Source organism: Wolbachia endosymbiont (group B) of Hofmannophila pseudospretella (assembly GCF_964028515.1).
Taxonomy (GTDB): domain Bacteria; phylum Pseudomonadota; class Alphaproteobacteria; order Rickettsiales; family Anaplasmataceae; genus Wolbachia.
On sequence record NZ_OZ034788.1, the window covers coordinates 892,737 to 907,679 of the forward strand.

15 protein-coding genes and 2 tRNA genes are annotated in these 14,943 nt (G+C 34.4%); 12 read left to right on the forward strand and 5 right to left on the reverse strand.

Going from position 1 to position 14,943, the window contains the following annotated elements; translation table 11 throughout:
* Positions 1–8: 8 nt before the first annotated feature.
* On the forward strand, positions 9–1,214 hold the full coding sequence (gene ispD / locus ABWU24_RS04200) for a 2-C-methyl-D-erythritol 4-phosphate cytidylyltransferase (protein ID WP_341815634.1): 1,206 nt from the start codon (positions 9–11) through the stop codon (positions 1,212–1,214).
* Between the two features lie 84 nt (positions 1,215–1,298).
* On the opposite strand, the gene ABWU24_RS04205 is transcribed toward ispD, so the two are convergent.
* From ABWU24_RS04205 to ABWU24_RS04215, 3 genes are all read right to left on the reverse strand, one after another.
* Positions 1,299–2,165, reverse strand: a complete 867-nt coding sequence (locus tag ABWU24_RS04205; protein ID WP_108784373.1) for a ParB/RepB/Spo0J family partition protein — start codon at positions 2,163–2,165, stop codon at positions 1,299–1,301.
* Positions 2,162–3,004, reverse strand: a complete 843-nt coding sequence (locus tag ABWU24_RS04210; RefSeq protein WP_108784374.1) for a ParA family protein — start codon at positions 3,002–3,004, stop codon at positions 2,162–2,164. Before ABWU24_RS04210 ends, ABWU24_RS04205 begins: the two co-directional genes overlap by 4 nt.
* 86 nt (positions 3,005–3,090) lie before the next feature.
* Positions 3,091–5,571: a response regulator gene (locus tag ABWU24_RS04215; protein ID WP_341815635.1), complete on the reverse strand. Its 2,481-nt coding sequence runs from the start codon at positions 5,569–5,571 to the stop codon at positions 3,091–3,093.
* A 159-nt stretch (positions 5,572–5,730) separates the two neighbouring features.
* On the opposite strand from ABWU24_RS04215, the gene hemF reads away from it, so the two are divergent.
* The 8 genes from hemF (at position 5,731) to sucD (ending at position 11,316) form a co-directional block, all read left to right on the forward strand.
* Positions 5,731–6,555, forward strand: a complete 825-nt coding sequence (gene hemF / locus ABWU24_RS04220; RefSeq protein ID WP_015588132.1) for an oxygen-dependent coproporphyrinogen oxidase — start codon at positions 5,731–5,733, stop codon at positions 6,553–6,555.
* 82 nt (positions 6,556–6,637) lie between these two features.
* Positions 6,638–7,777, forward strand: a complete 1,140-nt coding sequence (locus tag ABWU24_RS04225) for a hypothetical protein (protein WP_341815636.1) — start codon at positions 6,638–6,640, stop codon at positions 7,775–7,777.
* 68 nt (positions 7,778–7,845) lie between these two features.
* A tRNA-Glu gene (locus ABWU24_RS04230) sits at positions 7,846–7,917 on the forward strand.
* Between the two features lie 32 nt (positions 7,918–7,949).
* Entirely contained in the window at positions 7,950–8,645 is a 696-nt protein-coding gene (locus ABWU24_RS04235; RefSeq protein ID WP_353274497.1) for a 16S rRNA (uracil(1498)-N(3))-methyltransferase, read from the forward strand.
* 122 nt (positions 8,646–8,767) lie between these two features.
* Positions 8,768–8,841: transfer RNA gene (locus tag ABWU24_RS04240), tRNA-Pro, on the forward strand.
* 198 nt (positions 8,842–9,039) lie between these two features.
* Positions 9,040–9,240, forward strand: a complete 201-nt coding sequence (gene rpsU, locus ABWU24_RS04245) for a 30S ribosomal protein S21 (RefSeq protein WP_015588134.1) — start codon at positions 9,040–9,042, stop codon at positions 9,238–9,240.
* Positions 9,241–9,270: 30 nt separating this feature from the next.
* Complete coding sequence (gene sucC / locus ABWU24_RS04250; protein WP_015588135.1) at positions 9,271–10,431, forward strand: ADP-forming succinate--CoA ligase subunit beta; 1,161 nt, start codon at positions 9,271–9,273, stop codon at positions 10,429–10,431.
* A 3-nt stretch (positions 10,432–10,434) separates the two neighbouring features.
* Positions 10,435–11,316 carry a succinate--CoA ligase subunit alpha gene (gene sucD / locus ABWU24_RS04255; protein ID WP_341815637.1) on the forward strand — a complete coding sequence of 294 codons (882 nt, stop codon included), beginning with the start codon at positions 10,435–10,437 and terminating at the stop codon, positions 11,314–11,316.
* 6 nt (positions 11,317–11,322) lie between these two features.
* Here sucD and dapF read toward each other — a convergent pair whose 3' ends face one another.
* Positions 11,323–12,117: a diaminopimelate epimerase gene (dapF, locus tag ABWU24_RS04260; RefSeq protein ID WP_341815638.1), complete on the reverse strand. Its 795-nt coding sequence runs from the start codon at positions 12,115–12,117 to the stop codon at positions 11,323–11,325.
* Positions 12,118–12,189: 72 nt separating this feature from the next.
* Between dapF and ABWU24_RS04265 the strand changes: the two genes are divergently transcribed.
* Positions 12,190–13,335, forward strand: a complete 1,146-nt coding sequence (locus ABWU24_RS04265) for a glycoside hydrolase family 5 protein (RefSeq protein ID WP_341815639.1) — start codon at positions 12,190–12,192, stop codon at positions 13,333–13,335.
* On the opposite strand, the gene ABWU24_RS04270 is transcribed toward ABWU24_RS04265, so the two are convergent.
* Positions 13,311–13,883, reverse strand: coding sequence for a nitroreductase family protein (locus ABWU24_RS04270; protein ID WP_341815640.1), 573 nt, complete (start codon positions 13,881–13,883; stop codon positions 13,311–13,313). The genes ABWU24_RS04265 and ABWU24_RS04270 overlap by 25 nt on opposite strands.
* A 96-nt stretch (positions 13,884–13,979) precedes the next feature.
* On the opposite strand from ABWU24_RS04270, the gene ABWU24_RS04275 reads away from it, so the two are divergent.
* Entirely contained in the window at positions 13,980–14,507 is a 528-nt protein-coding gene (locus ABWU24_RS04275) for a biotin transporter BioY (RefSeq protein ID WP_341815641.1), read from the forward strand.
* The gene (locus tag ABWU24_RS04280; RefSeq protein ID WP_015588140.1) at positions 14,504–14,902 is read left to right on the forward strand and encodes a DUF1284 domain-containing protein; all 399 of its coding nucleotides are present in this window, start codon (positions 14,504–14,506) and stop codon (positions 14,900–14,902) included. The genes ABWU24_RS04275 and ABWU24_RS04280 overlap by 4 nt, the downstream gene beginning before the upstream one ends.
* The last annotated feature ends 41 nt before the right edge of the window (positions 14,903–14,943 follow it).

Sequence of the window (14,943 nt, forward strand, 5' to 3'; positions counted from 1 at the left end):
CACCGAAAATGGTAAGCATGCACACTAACAGACTTGAGGAATACAAGATAGCAGCATTAATAGTTGCAGCAGGAGTAGGCAGTAGATGCAATGCCAAAATCCCTAAACAGTATATAAAACTGGCAGGTAAGTCTGTTTTATTTCACACAATTAGAAAATTCTTAGCTAATCAGTACATAAGTTACATAAGAGTGGTAGTAAATGAAAGTCAAAAAGATTTCTATAAAGAAGTTACGTCATCAACTATAGATACTAAATTGCTGAGTCCAGTATGTGGAGAAAAAAGCAGGCAGAGTTCAGTTAAACTTGGACTGGAGAGTTTGCAAAAGATCAATCCAGATTTTGTTATTATACATGATGCTTGTAGGCCTTTTGTATCAAATATTCTAATAAATAACTTGATTGAATCTATGATTAATGGTCAATATACAGGAGTAGTTCCAGCAATAGAAGTCGAGGATACTATATCGTTGGTGAGTAATAATTTCGTTGAATCTACGATTTTAAGAGAAAAACTTAGAGCCATACAAACCCCTCAAATTTTTAATTTCAGAGAATTATTATCGTGCCATCAGTCAGTCAAAGAATTTACTGATGATTCATCACTAATGGTGGAGCATAAAAAACATGTTGCGATTATTGAAGGTGAGAAAAAGAATTTTAAGTTAACTACAAAAGAGGATATCAATATGGCAAAACTTCTCTTTGGAGAGCCAAAATTCCGTGTCGGAACCGGTTATGATATACATAAATTTGTTAAAATTCAAAATGATACTAAGAGCTTTATAAAAATTTGCGGTGTGGAAATTGAGCATAATATGGCAATAGAGGCACATTCCGATGGTGATGTTGCAATACATGCAATCGTTGATGCAATACTCGGAGCACTAGGATGTGGCGATATAGGAGAACATTTTCCTCCTAATTCCTCTAAATGGAAGGATTGCAATTCATCTCATTTTCTTGACTTTGCTGCTAAAAAAGCACAGGAAAAAGGATATAGCGTATCTAATTTAGATATTACTATAGTTTGTGAAGAGCCTAAAATATCGCCTTACAAAGCAGGAATGAAGGAATTCATATCAAAAATATTAAAAATTAATGGTGAATTCGTAAATATCAAAGCAACCACAGCGGAAAAATTAGGTTCTATTGGAAGAAATGAGGGAATAGCAACGTATGCTTCTGTGCTATTGTGTGCAAATTTTTATTGAAGGTAGAAACGAAATAACTTACTTGACAAACTCCACCATTTCACTTCCATTGCAAGGAAAGTGGGAAGGTTTGTCAAGAAATTTCTATGAGCTGCTTTCGACATTAATAGCTGATTCAAGTCTTCTATTCAAAATTTTCAATATAAAATCCAATTCATTTGAGTTGTTATAACGTATCATGACTTTACCCTTAGAATTACTGTCATTAATTTTGATCTTTAAACCAAGCTGAGAAGATATAGCTCCTTCTAATGCTGCCATATCTTGATTTTTAGTACACTTATGCTCTTTTCGGTCGTTATTTTGTTGTAAGTCTTTTATCAATTTTTCAGTTTGTCTAACGCTCAGGCTCTGAGAAACTATTCTTTCTGCAATACTTTCCGCATTTTCAACATTAATCAATGCTCTTGCATGACCCATAGACAATTTTTTCTCGTTGATCATTGTTTTTACTCCATTAGGGAGTGATAGCATTCGTATCATATTGGTTATGTGACTGCGGCTTTTACCTAAAGTTGAGGCTAATTCTTCGTGTGTATAGGAGAATTCATCTATTAGTTTTCTGTACGCCTCACCTTCTTCTATTGGATTAATATCTTGCCTCTGTATGTTTTCAATTATCGATACTTCTAAGCATTCCTTGTCATTTAAATCTTTTATGATAACCGGTACACTATCAAGATTTATGACCTTACTTGCTCGCCAACGACGTTCCCCTGCTACTATTTCGTAACCTTCATTATTTGGATCTTTGCGCACCACAACAGGTTGTATTATACCATTTTTCTCTATCGAACCTGCAAGTTCTTTTAATGACTCCTCATCAAAATATTTTCTCGGCTGAAATTTGCTCGGGTGTAGTAATGAAATAGGTAACCGATCTTCTTTATTATCATAATTATCGCCTATGAGGCCAGCAAGACCTCTACCTAAGCGCCTATTGTCCTTCATGCTGCACCCTCACTTATCAGCTTTTTCTCTTTACAGATGCTCATGTGTTTCTTTAAAATTTCTTTTGCCAAACTTATATATGCTTGTGCACCAGGACACTTAAGATCATATACAATAGCAGGTTTTCCATGAGAAGGTGCTTCTGATAGCCGTACATTACGTGGAATAATGGTCTCATACAAGGGGATAATAGTTTTATATACTTTATCATTTAAATATTGGCAAATATCATTTTTAATCTGCTCACTAAGTTTGTTGCGTCTGTCATACATTGTGAGCAATATTCCTTCTATTAACAGGAAAGGGTTTAGGTTATTTCTTTTTATCAGCTCTACAGTCTTAACTAAATGGCTTAATCCTTCCAGAGCGAAAAATTCACACTGAAGAGGAACAATAATCGAGTCAGCAGCGGTCAGAGCATTGATAGTAAGCAGACCAAGTGATGGAGGACAATCTATAATTATGTACTCATAATTATTACGTACTTTCTCTAGCGTATCTTTTAGTACGAATTTTCCCTGCTCAAGTTGTGATAGCTCAATTTCTGCAGCTGATAAGTCAACCACTGATGAAATCAGCGATAGATTTGGAATTTCCTTTATATTGAAAATTGCCGATTTCACCAATTCACTTTCGCTGCTCAGCAGTATTTTATATATATTTTTTTCTTCCCTGCTACGATAAGAAACCCCAAGTCCTGTACTAGCATTTCCTTGAGGGTCAAGATCTACCAATAAAGTACTTTTTCCCACAGCAGCAAAGGCTGTTGATAAATTTATACTAGTTGTGGTTTTACCAACTCCACCCTTTTGATTTACTATTGCAATGATCTTGCTCACGCCTTTTATCTTATGTATAAAATAACTCTATTGTATATATGCAAGAAATTTTTGCATTAGAAAAATTTTTTTGTTGCCAATCATGCTCAAAGTAAACTGCCTTTTTTTGTCTTGTGTAACACACTTTGAACCTTATTTCCTAACTCATTCAGAGTAAATGGTTTGGGTAAAAAATGGAAGTCTTCTATATTGATTTCATCGCTCTTTAAAAAAGCATCCTCTGCATACCCAGAAATAAAAATAACTTTGATGTTTGGCCTATGTATCAATGTTTCTTTAACTATTTCTGGACCACTCACCTCTGGCATGATTACATCAGTGATTATTAGATCTATGTGTTGATTTTTTTTTCTAATGATCTCTAGTGCCTCGCTGCCTATACTCGCTTCTATTACATTAAATCCTTTTCTTGTAAGAGCCTTAGCAGTAAATTCCCTTACTGAATCTTCATCTTCAATTAATAAAATTATACCATTACCTTTAATCTCTACCGGTTTCTCTATTTCTTTACTATCTTCCTCTTTATCATTTTCATCCGATATGTAAACTATGGGCAAAAATATGCTAAATTTAGTTCCATGATTTACTTTGCTAGCAACATAGATGTATCCTTCGGTTTGTTTAATAATGCCATATACAGTAGAGAGGCCAAGACCTGTACCAGAAGTAATATCTTTGGTAGAAAAAAATGGATCAAATGCCTTTTCAATTATATCACTCGTCATTCCACATCCAGTATCAATCACTTCAATCACAACATAATTTCCATGTTCAATCGTTTCCTTATCTGGAGAAAACATATCCTGAGGTGTAGAATTTAATGAATCAACCTTTTGATTAAAGGTTCGTATAGTTAACTCTCCCCCCTTTTCCATAGCAGCACCAGCATTAACTGCTAAGTTAAGCATAACTTGCTCTAATTGTCCTTGGTCAGCCCTAACAGCACCCAAATCGCTACCATAATAAATATTAAATTTTATATTTTCACCTATTAATCTTTTGATCATTTCATAAAGATTAGCTATCGTACCATTTACATTAATAATCTTTGGCTGCAAAGTCTGTCTTCTTGAAAAAGCAAGCAGTTGTCTTACTAAATTTGACCCACGTTTTGCATTTTGCTGTATCTGTATTATATCTCCAAAAGATGGATCGCTAGCTGAGTGCTGGAGTAAAAGCAAATCACAAAATCCTATTATTCCGGTTAATATATTATTGAAATCATGTGCAATACCACCTGCTAACTGCCCTATAGCTTGCACCTTTTGATAATGCTCAAGTTTTATCTCTAGTTTTTTACGTTCAGTATTATCAATAAAATAACAAAGTATGAACATCACTTTATTATGAAGAAATTTATTAAAATATATTTTCATGTTATTACCGCCATTGAGCTGCACATCAAAGGACGCATTATTTATCCTATTACTTGAAAAATATTCACGCACTTTCATATGATAACCATCTGATATCAATGCAAAGATAGAACCATTATTTGACCCCGCAAGTTTTACTAATGCTATATTTTTCTTTATAAAATTGCCATTTATGTCGCATTGTGCAATAGCAATTGACGAATTTGTAAAACAAGGGTGTAGTTGATAATCAACAATATTTGATTCAGTTGGTGTTATAAAGCCGTGTATATAGCTATGATTGTATTTATCACAAAATATAGCAGTACTCATATAAGCCTTAAATGGAGCACCGCTTATAGTAAAAAACATAATTTCATTTTTGGTTATTGTATCGTCATACTTAGATTGAGATATAAAATCATTGATTGAGCTACCTTTTTCCAATTTTTTTAGTTCAAACATGTCTAAAAATCTTTTATTTACAGATAAGATACCTCCTTTTGTATTTGCAACGTAAGTTGCTATATTGTGTTTCTCTATCAACTCTTCATATACCTGCTCTTTGTTTACCTGTGTTGCCTTTAGTACAAAATACCCATTCGGTCTTGCTATTGGGGCTAATGATAAATTTAAAGTCTTATTACTATTTATAGCAATTTGTGGATTATCCGGTATTGGTTCAGAGAGCAAAAGAAAGTTAGATATTCTACTCTTCTTGTTTAAGGAAATGCATACTTTTACAGAAGTGTTATTTCTTAATGCATGATAGAGTGATTTTCTGTCTTTTTCTGAAACATCTCCTGCTTCAAGAATTTTATCTAGCGTAACATCATCGTTTATGTGATCTTTAAACCTTTCGTAGAACCTCGCATCAGCATAAATAATACCCTCATCTTTATGTAAAATGAGACAAAACTCTGTATTATGATTCAGCGCATTTGCAAATATTGCATTTTGAAACTCTATGATATTAAGTAGATACTTGTAACGTTTTATATTATATACCACGAAGAGAGTCATTAGAGTACTAGTTAATAAATTAATCTCTATATTAACATGCTGACTATATACATTAGAAAAATAGAGTACTGATATTGCTATTGGAGGTAAGAACATAATGACTGCCATCACAATAATTGACATCCCATAATTTCTTAGTATGAAGTCAACTCTGTTCTCTTTTTTGTTATCTATGTATCTTTTACTCATTATTATTGCTTGGCATCCTTGCACATATAAAAATATTCTACTATATTGATTTAATTATTATAGATTTATTAACATCCTTGATGGGTAGTTACTATCCCAATCTAATTAAGTCCTGTAAATATAGAGTACAATAATATTAATAAGCCAACAGAAGGCATTATGGAAAAACAAAAGACACAAGCATTTGAATGGTTCTGCGCACTGAGAAACAAGATCACCGAATCTTTCTTATCAATTGAGGTGCAGTCATTCACAGAACCAAAAATCGAAAAAAGAAAGTGGAACCGACCAGGTGGAGGAAGTGGTGAATCTACAATTATCTTTAGTAATATTTTTGAAAAAGTTGGAGTAAACGTTTCAAGAGTATACGGAAAGCTCGCAGACTCAGCCATTAATGAAATTCCTGGTGCAAGTGAAAGCAATGGAGAGTTTTGGGCAAGCGGTATATCTTTAGTGTCTCACATGCAATCTCCCCTTATCCCTGCAGCACATATGAACACAAGGCTGATATATACCTCAAAACAATGGTTTGGTGGAGGAATGGACTTTACTCCAATTTATAAAGATGAGGGAGATTGCAAATATATTCACGAATCAATTAAAGCAACTTGCGATGAGTTCAACATCGAATATTATCCGAAATTTAAAAAGCAATGTGATGATTACTTTTTTTTACAACATAGAAAAGAGCCACGTGGTATTGGTGGAATTTTTTATGACAATCTAACTTCTGGCAACTGGAAAAATGATTTTGAGTTCACAAAAGCAGTAGGTGAAGCCTTTTTAGAAATTTACTTACACATCATACACAAACATATGCAAAAATCTTGGACAAAAGAACAACGAGAAGAACAATTGATAAAACGTGGCAGATATGTGGAGTTCAATCTTCTTTATGATCGTGGTACAAGGTTTGGTTTAATGACTAATGGTAACCCCGATGCAATTATGATGTCGATGCCGCCTCTTGTTAAGTGGGTGTGAAAAGCGGTTATTAATATAAAATAAATCGTTATAGTTTAAAATTGTACCACAATGGTGAGCTTTTATATAGAGGGGTACAATCATGGGTATAGTAGATAGTTTTTTAATTAAATCCGCTAGAAATAGTAATATAAGAGGCGTGAGGCTAGCTTTAAATCTTCATAATATAGTAAACAGCTTTGAAAAACTCTTTTCTAGAATTAATCCTTTTAGGAACAAGGGGTCATTTGACTTGAATAATGATCAAACTTTAAATCGAGCTTTAGAGTATGCAGTAACAAATCTTGATCATAATGTAATGACGTTACTTATTAGTGCTGGAGCAAATATTAATGAAATAAATAATAGTATAGGAAATGTAATCCTTCAATACAAAATAGCATCAGAAGCTATGCAGTACGGAGATAAGGACAGTCTCAAAGATCGTAAAGAAAAATGTTGTTTAGTGCTTGGTGAGCTAATAAAAAAAGAAAGAAAAGAAATATTGGAGATTTTGAAACAAGCGGAAGGTTGTGACAAGCTTAAAGAGGAAGTAGAGCTAAAATTTAAGGCCAACTCACCTAAAAAACCTCCTAGAATTTTTGAGCATGATGATATTTTGCTTTTAAAAGAGCCCATTTATGCTGAGGTGTATGACGCTAAGGTTAGTAACTCATTAGAAGAGTTGAGCGTATCGGAAGAATCCATTTATGCTGAAGTATATGATTCACATAAAAGATCTACTGAAAATTTATCATTGAAAGATAGTGGTTATTCTAGTATATCAGGAGAACCTATTTATGAAGATGTAGATAATTTTTCAGAGCAAAAAAAGCCTGCTAGCTTAAATCATAAAGAACAGTCAGAACCTATTTATGCTAAAGTAGATTTATTCAAAAAGAGAGCAGAAAGGAAAATAAAGGATATAAAGGCTAATTCTGGAACTTATCATGGATTAGTGCAGGATAAAGTAAATAATTTGCAAATAAAACTAAATGAGCAAAGTGCTAATAAGCCAGCGAGTCAGCAAATCAAGACCAAGGCTGGCTTTAACGTAAAAGAAATAAGGCAAAATTTTGAGCGTAGAGATTCTGGATACGATTCTGGCTATGATTCAGATACAAAAGTTGAACAAAAATTAGAATTAGGATCTAAAGCTCCTAAATCTGAGATAGGTTCAGTAAGCATTGAACATGGGGTAATAGGAGACTGTCGATATAAAATCACTGATATATCACTCTAACTGTGTGATTCAAAATAATTGAATTGACTTTATATGTATAATCGATATAACTCAGTTAGATTCAAGTCGACTCTTTCGTCTAGTGGTTAGGACACCACCCTTTCACGGTGGTAACACGGGTTCAAATCCCGTAAGAGTCACTCAAACAGAATGCAAATAACTAAAGTTTTGAATGAAAAAAATTAGGCTTTATGTTGAAGAAGCTTTATCACAAAATGTAAGTTTGGCGCTTCATCCACGACAAAGTCACTATATTTACAATGTAATGCGGCTTAAGAAGCATGATAACATCTATCTTTTTAATGGAAAGGATGGAGAATGGTTAGGAGAAGTGGTGAATATATCAAGTAAATCGACAAAAATTATAATAAAAGAACGCACTAAACAACAACAACATGAAAAAAATCTATGTTTGTATTGTGCTCTGGTAAAAAGCGGCGCCTTAAGCAACATAGTAAGACAAGCAACTGAAATGGGAGTAACCTGCATTCAATTTATTTCAACAGAACGTACAGTAGTAAAAAACATTAACCTAAGTAGAGCGAAATTACAGGCAATTGAAGCTGCGGAACAATCCGGTAGGACAAGTATACCACAGATTTTTCTTCCTATTAATTTTTGTGAATTATCCGATTCCCAGAATAAAAATTTTGTTTTGTGTGATGAAACAGGTGAAGGACAACCTCCTAATAAAGTTCTAAAAGGCAAGAAAAACGTTGCTATTATTGTTGGCCCCGAAGGTGGTTTTTCATCTTACGAACTTGATTCTGCCAATAAATTTTGTCAGAAACTGAGTCTAGGAAAAAGAATTTTGAGAGTTGATACTGCTGTAGTTGCTGCATTAACCTTCACCAATTGGTATAGCTAGATTTTTTAATATGGCTAGTGCAACTTGACACTCTATATAAAGAAATCTGCATTATATTTTTTCTAAAAGAAATAAATGAAACTTGCATTTTTCCGAACTATCGATACTCTTAGTAAAGAAGTCGGGGCGTAGCGCAGCCTGGTAGCGCATTTGGTTTGGGACCAAAGGGTCGGGAGTTCAAATCTCTCCGCCCCGAGATTAGAAAAATTACGAGAGCACTGTAACCTAAGAGCAATTTTTATCAGCAAGTAAATGATTGACAGCAGAATGAAGCTTTTTTCATATAAATCACTGCATATCATATTCTATCGCTCAAGTTTATAAAATAATTGACAATGTTAATTTTCTAATTTATAAATGGATTTTGAAGTGATTACCGAAGGAGGTATAGAGTTTGATTGAAGTATCAGTCCATTATGGTGATGTAGATAGAGCTCTTCCAGTGTTGAAAAAAATAATTCAAAAGGAAGGAAGAGGGCTAAAAATGAAAAAAAAATATCACGAAAAGAAATCAGAGAAAACAGCTAAAAAAAAAGCTGAAGCAAGGAAAAAGAGGTATCAGCAAGAATGCAGAAGACAGCGTTATGGTTGGTAGTTTTTACTAAGGTTAATAATTAGTTATCTTATGAATATTCACGAATATCAAGCAAAGGAAATTTTACACAAGTTTAATGTCCCGGTACCAAAGGGTTTTGTTGCTACATCTGCAGAAGGAGTAGAAACTCAAATAAATCAACTAAAATCTGACGTGTTTGTGGTTAAAGCTCAGATTCATGCAGGTGGTAGGGGTAAGGCTGGTGGCGTAAAGCTAGCAAAGTCAACTAAAGAAGCTCAACAACTTGTAAAGGACATGCTTGGCATAACTTTAGTTACTCATCAAACAGGGCCAAGCGGACAGCAGGTAAAGAGAGTATACATTGAAGAAGGTTCAAGCATTAAAAAAGAGTACTATTTGAGTCTAGTAGTCGATCCAAAGCTTAGCAGGCTAGTATTTATATTTTCTTCAGAAGGTGGAATGGATATCGAAGAAGTGGCAAAAAACTCTCCTACAAAGATTGTGAATTTTAATATTGACCCTGCTACTGGTTTTACAAGTCTTGATAACAATAAGCTTTGCAATAGCTTTAATCTGAGTTCAGAACAAATAGGAAAGGTAACGAATATTGCAAAAAATATATATGATGCGTTTATTACAACTGATGCGAGCCAGATAGAAATTAATCCACTAGTTGAAACGAATGCTGGAGATTTTATTGCACTTGATGCTAAAATTAATTTTGATGACAATGCTCTATACCGTCATTCAGAAATCGTGAGCCTACGTGATTACGATGAAGAAGTCAAAGAAGAAATAGAAGCTTCAAAGCATGGTCTCAGTTATATAAAAATGGATGGCAATATTGGTTGCATGGTGAACGGTGCAGGTCTTGCTATGGCAACAATGGATATAATAAAGTACTATGGAGCAGAGCCTGCTAACTTTCTAGATGTTGGTGGTGGAGCAAGTAAGGAAACTGTCACTGAAGCATTTAAAATTATATTATCTGATAGTAATGTACAAGGAATTTTGGTTAATATATTTGGTGGTATAATGCGTTGTGATATCATTGCGAATGGAATAGTTGAAGCTGCAAAAGAAATAGATATTAAGGTCCCTTTAGTGGTTAGATTATCAGGCACTAACTTCAAAGAAGGAAAAAGAATTTTAGAAGAGTCAGGGCTAAGTATTATTGCTGCAGACGAACTTGACGAGGCTGCACAGAAAATAGTACAAGAGGTGAAGTAGAGTATGTCTGTTTTAGTAAATAAAGATACAAGATTAATATGCCAGGGCTTTACTGGTGCACAAGGTACATTTCATTCAGAACAAGCAATTAGCTATGGAACCAAAATGGTTGGCGGTGTAACTCCTAGCAAGGGTGGAAGCACTCACCTTAATTTACCGATTTTTAATACCGTAGCAGAAGCTAAAGAAAAAACTGACGTGAATGCTACTGTGATATATGTACCTGCTAAATTTGCAGCTGATGCAATACTTGAGGCAATAGATGCAGAGATAGAATTAATAGTTTGCATCACAGAGGGCATTCCTATACTTGACATGGTAAAGGTAAAGCACGCTCTCGCTGGTTCAAACAGTCGATTGATTGGCCCAAACTGTCCAGGGGTTATTACACCCGAAGAATGCAAAATAGGAATTATGCCAGGACATATTCACAAACGTGGACATATAGGAATTATGTCTCGCTCTGGAACTTTAACTTATGAAGCGGTAGCACAAACAACCGCTGTTGGTCTTGGTCAGTCAACATGTATAGGAATTGGAGGGGATCCTGTTCATGGTATGACGTTTGTTGATTGTATGGAGTTGTTTTTAAAAGATGATGACACTCATGGTATTGTAGTTATTGGTGAAATAGGTGGAAACGAAGAAGAGGATGTATCACATTTTGTGAAAACAGAAAAAACTAAAAAGCCAATCGTTGGTTTTGTAGCAGGTCAAACAGCACCTCCAGGAAGACGTATGGGGCACGCTGGGGCTATTATCTCCTCTAGTGGCGGAAGTGCTGGTGCAAAGTTAGAGGTTATGCGCAGTGCTGGGATTGCGATTGCAGAAACCCCTGCTGTGATTGGTAAAAAGGTGTTAGAAGTAATGAGTGTCAGTGCCTAGCCTAGGTCATAAAAACCCTATATCCCCAGTCATCAGTATATTTTTTGACCACTCAATCAGTAACTGACCTCCTGGTAAATGTACTGAAGTTTGTTTAGTAGCCAAACACTTACGAAGTATAGATGCAACAAATGCTGCACAAGCCGCACTACCACATGAAGCAGTAATACCTGTTCCTCTTTCCCAAACTCTTAAGTTTATTTCTCCAGATTTTTCTATTTGTGCAATACTAACATTTGTTTTCTGAGGAAATAATTCGTGATTTTCTAGCTTTGGTCCTAAATTCTGCAATGGTATTTCGCTTATGTTATCAACAAAAAAAACTATATGAGGGTTACCAATATTTACTGCAACTGGCTCTTTCAGCATTTCAAGCTCTATAGGTAGATAAAGGGGATCGCATTCACAAGAAAGAGGAATTTCATTCCATTTAAGCAGTGGTTTACCCATATTGACCTTTATTGATTTATCACCTACTTTAAAACATTCTAAGATACGATTATTTATCAGCTCAATAGTGATATATTCAGTACCTTTTTCTAACATTATCAAATACCCAACACAGCGTGCTGCGTTTCCACACATTTCAGCTCGACTACCGTCAGCATTGTAGATATGCATAAAGCAGTTTGCAGCATTAGACATTGTTATAATTATCACTTGATCACAACTGCTTTGATCAGCAATTTGTCTATAATTCCAGTCTAAATTATTTGCTGAACGTGAGTCTATGATAACAAAACTATTGCCAGTACCGTGCATCTTTACAAACGGGATCTTGTCTGTTAGGTTACTTACCATTATAGCAAAATTATATAAGTGAAAATTTTTCTTCTAATTACAGCTGTTTTGTATTCTATAGTTTTCTGTAATGTGAGTGCTAAGTCAATACCGGAGAACAGCAAAATGCTCTTTTGGCAAACTGGAGTTAGAAAGGGGGCAAATGTTTTCAATAGAAAAGTTGATAGTGACTTAATCAAAGCAGCAAAGGAATACAAAATTGGTTTTATTCGTCTTGCTCCTGACAAATTTGAAACTACGCAACGTGACTTCCTCTTAGGCAATGCAGACAATTATCCGGGCCTGATTTCCAAAGACCTGAAAGTTCTGAAAGATATTTTAGATGCTTTTCATCAACAAAAAATACCAGTAGTATTAACGATGCTTAGCTTACCTGGATCTAGATGGAAGCAAAATAATAACGATAAAGATGATTTACGTTTATGGTCAGATCAAGCTTTTCAAAAACAAGCAGCAAAATTTTGGCAAGATCTTGCGAAAGAGCTTAAAGATCATCCTGCTATTGTTGGATATAATATCTTAAATGAACCACATCCAGAAAGGCTTTATAATACTGCAGATTCGGCTATTTATAACGTAGAACAAAGCAAAGTTCAGAAGAATCTATTTGGCTTTTATAGCAGCGTGGTAAACAGTGTCCGCCAAGTTGACTCAGAGACCCCAATAATACTTGATAGCAGCAGTTATGCTGACTCTAATACTTTTAACAAATTTGAACCAGTTAGTGATAAAAATGTTCTTTATTCATTTCATATATATGAGCCCTTTACTTATACAAACTTAAAATTAAACCAAGGTAACTTTGCCTACCCTGGACATGTTCAATCTTTTGATGCAAAAAAAGTAGAGTATTGGAATAAAGATAAGTTAAAATCATATATAGAACCTGTAAAAATTTTCCAAAAGAGGTATAATATACCAGATTATAAGATCCTTGCTGGAGAGTTTGGCGGGCACCGCTACTCAAAAGGATTAGAGCACTATTTTCGAGATCTTACTTCTATTTTTAATGAATATAATTGGCATTTTGCTGTTTATGGCTTTCGAGAAGATATATGGGATGGTATGGACTATGAACTTGGAAGTAAGAAATTATCGTGGAAAGATTGGCAAGCAATTGAAGAGGGTAGGATGAAAAAAAATTATTTGCCAAATAATTCGATTTTTAAGATATTAAGAGAAGAATGGTCAAGTCAGCTCGCTGGCCATTCGTCATAAAAGAATATTTCTTTTATTGATCTTCTTTGTTTTTCTTTGACTTCAGCACCCTCTTTTTCGTAACCAACTGCTATCACTGACATTACATTAAAATCATCAGGTATATTGAATCTCTTAACTATTTTATCTCTATCAAATCCACCCATTTGATGAGCCATTAAGTTCATAGCTGCAGCCTGCAGCATAAGTGCATAATTTGCTGCACCAGTATCATGCTTAGCCCAAAAATTTTCTCCTTTACCTTGTTTGCGGAAGTTCTTAGCGCTTAGAGATATAATTAGTATTTGTGCATCTTTTGCCCACTTTTGATTAGATTCATCAAGGCAATCGAGCAATTTTTTCCATGCGCTTTGATTGTTCTGTTTGTTGCATATCACATATCGCCAAGGTTCATCACCAAAACACGAGGGTGTTAGCCTTACAGCTTCTATTAAAATATCCATTTCTTTCTGAGATATTGCTCTTGTATTATCGTATGAACGTCCGCTGTGTCTTGCTTTCATCAACGATAATAGATCTTGTTTACTCATCATTTTTAAATAGCGCATAAATAATTCATTGTAGCGCAATATAAGCAAAATTTAAATTGCAAAACTTCTTATACACATATATTACATTTAGTAAGTTATTTTTATTGGGAAGATATGTTTATAACACAATCAAGCAGTAGGTCAACACTGGCTGAAATATTGTCTTGCGTTTTACTTTTATTCTTGATGGCTCAAATAAGCATACCATTGCAGCCTGTGCCTATCACATTGCAAACTTTAGGATTAATGCTTGTTGGGCTTAAATTTAACCGCAGAACAGCATTCTATTCTGTGCTTACATATCTATCACTTGGTGCAGCAGGATTTTCTGTTTTTGCGAATTTTTCTGGTGGTCATCACATTTTTCTCGGGCCAACAGGTGGATATTTGATTGGCTGTTTAGTTGCTGTTGTAGTAATGAGCAGAGTAAATGAATTACTGAACTCTAAATATCAATCATTTATGTGTAATTCTTTAAGTTGTCTGGCGGGTACAGTCGTAATCTTTATTTGTGGTATTAGTTGGCTTACTATTTACGTAGGTCTGAAACAAGCAATAATGGTAGGTGTTTTACCATTCATCCTTCCTGGTTTGGTAAAAATTTTTCTACTTGTAGCAGCTTTGCAGTATTTGAAAAAGTGATAAGGTTTCGTCCTCATCATTTTATGTGCACTCTTGCATTTCAAGGGTATGGATATTCTCAGAGCTTTGTAGAAAATTATGAAAAGATAGCAAGTAAAGTAATTAGTGATCCTAATACTAAAATCGAAGTAGTTGATAATCTTGACACTATTTGTAGTGTTTGCCCAAACCAGACTAAACAAGGTAAATGTACCACACAAGCTAAAGTTTTAGAGCTAGATAGAAGGCATATGGAAATTTTAGGAATAAAAATTGGCGAGATTTTGACCTGGAGTGAAGCAGTAAAAAGAATTAGAAAGAAAATGTCTTTAGAGAAATTTGACTACGCATGTGAGGAGTGTAATTGGCAACCATATGGAATGTGTAGAAGTGCTCTTTTAACTCATTCTAAATAGTATCTGCCAATTAATAATATCTTTATTATTATATTAGATAA

What these genes read in the sequence shown, in the direction of transcription:
- sucC (WP_015588135.1), top strand. Translation starts at nt 9,271, where the DNA reads ATGAATATTCACGAATATCAAGCAAAGGAAATTTTACACAAGTTTAAT.
- sucD (WP_341815637.1), top strand. Translation starts at nt 10,435, where the DNA reads ATGTCTGTTTTAGTAAATAAAGATACAAGATTAATATGCCAGGGCTTT.
- ABWU24_RS04215 (WP_341815635.1), bottom strand. Translation starts at nt 5,571, where the DNA reads ATGAGTAAAAGATACATAGATAACAAAAAAGAGAACAGAGTTGACTTC.
- ABWU24_RS04225 (WP_341815636.1), top strand. Translation starts at nt 6,638, where the DNA reads ATGGGTATAGTAGATAGTTTTTTAATTAAATCCGCTAGAAATAGTAAT.
- ispD (WP_341815634.1), top strand. Translation starts at nt 9, where the DNA reads ATGGTAAGCATGCACACTAACAGACTTGAGGAATACAAGATAGCAGCA.
- dapF (WP_341815638.1), bottom strand. Translation starts at nt 12,117, where the DNA reads ATGGTAAGTAACCTAACAGACAAGATCCCGTTTGTAAAGATGCACGGT.
- ABWU24_RS04270 (WP_341815640.1), bottom strand. Translation starts at nt 13,883, where the DNA reads ATGCGCTATTTAAAAATGATGAGTAAACAAGATCTATTATCGTTGATG.
- ABWU24_RS04235 (WP_353274497.1), top strand. Translation starts at nt 7,950, where the DNA reads ATGAAAAAAATTAGGCTTTATGTTGAAGAAGCTTTATCACAAAATGTA.
- ABWU24_RS04275 (WP_341815641.1), top strand. Translation starts at nt 13,980, where the DNA reads ATGTTTATAACACAATCAAGCAGTAGGTCAACACTGGCTGAAATATTG.
- ABWU24_RS04205 (WP_108784373.1), bottom strand. Translation starts at nt 2,165, where the DNA reads ATGAAGGACAATAGGCGCTTAGGTAGAGGTCTTGCTGGCCTCATAGGC.
- hemF (WP_015588132.1), top strand. Translation starts at nt 5,731, where the DNA reads ATGGAAAAACAAAAGACACAAGCATTTGAATGGTTCTGCGCACTGAGA.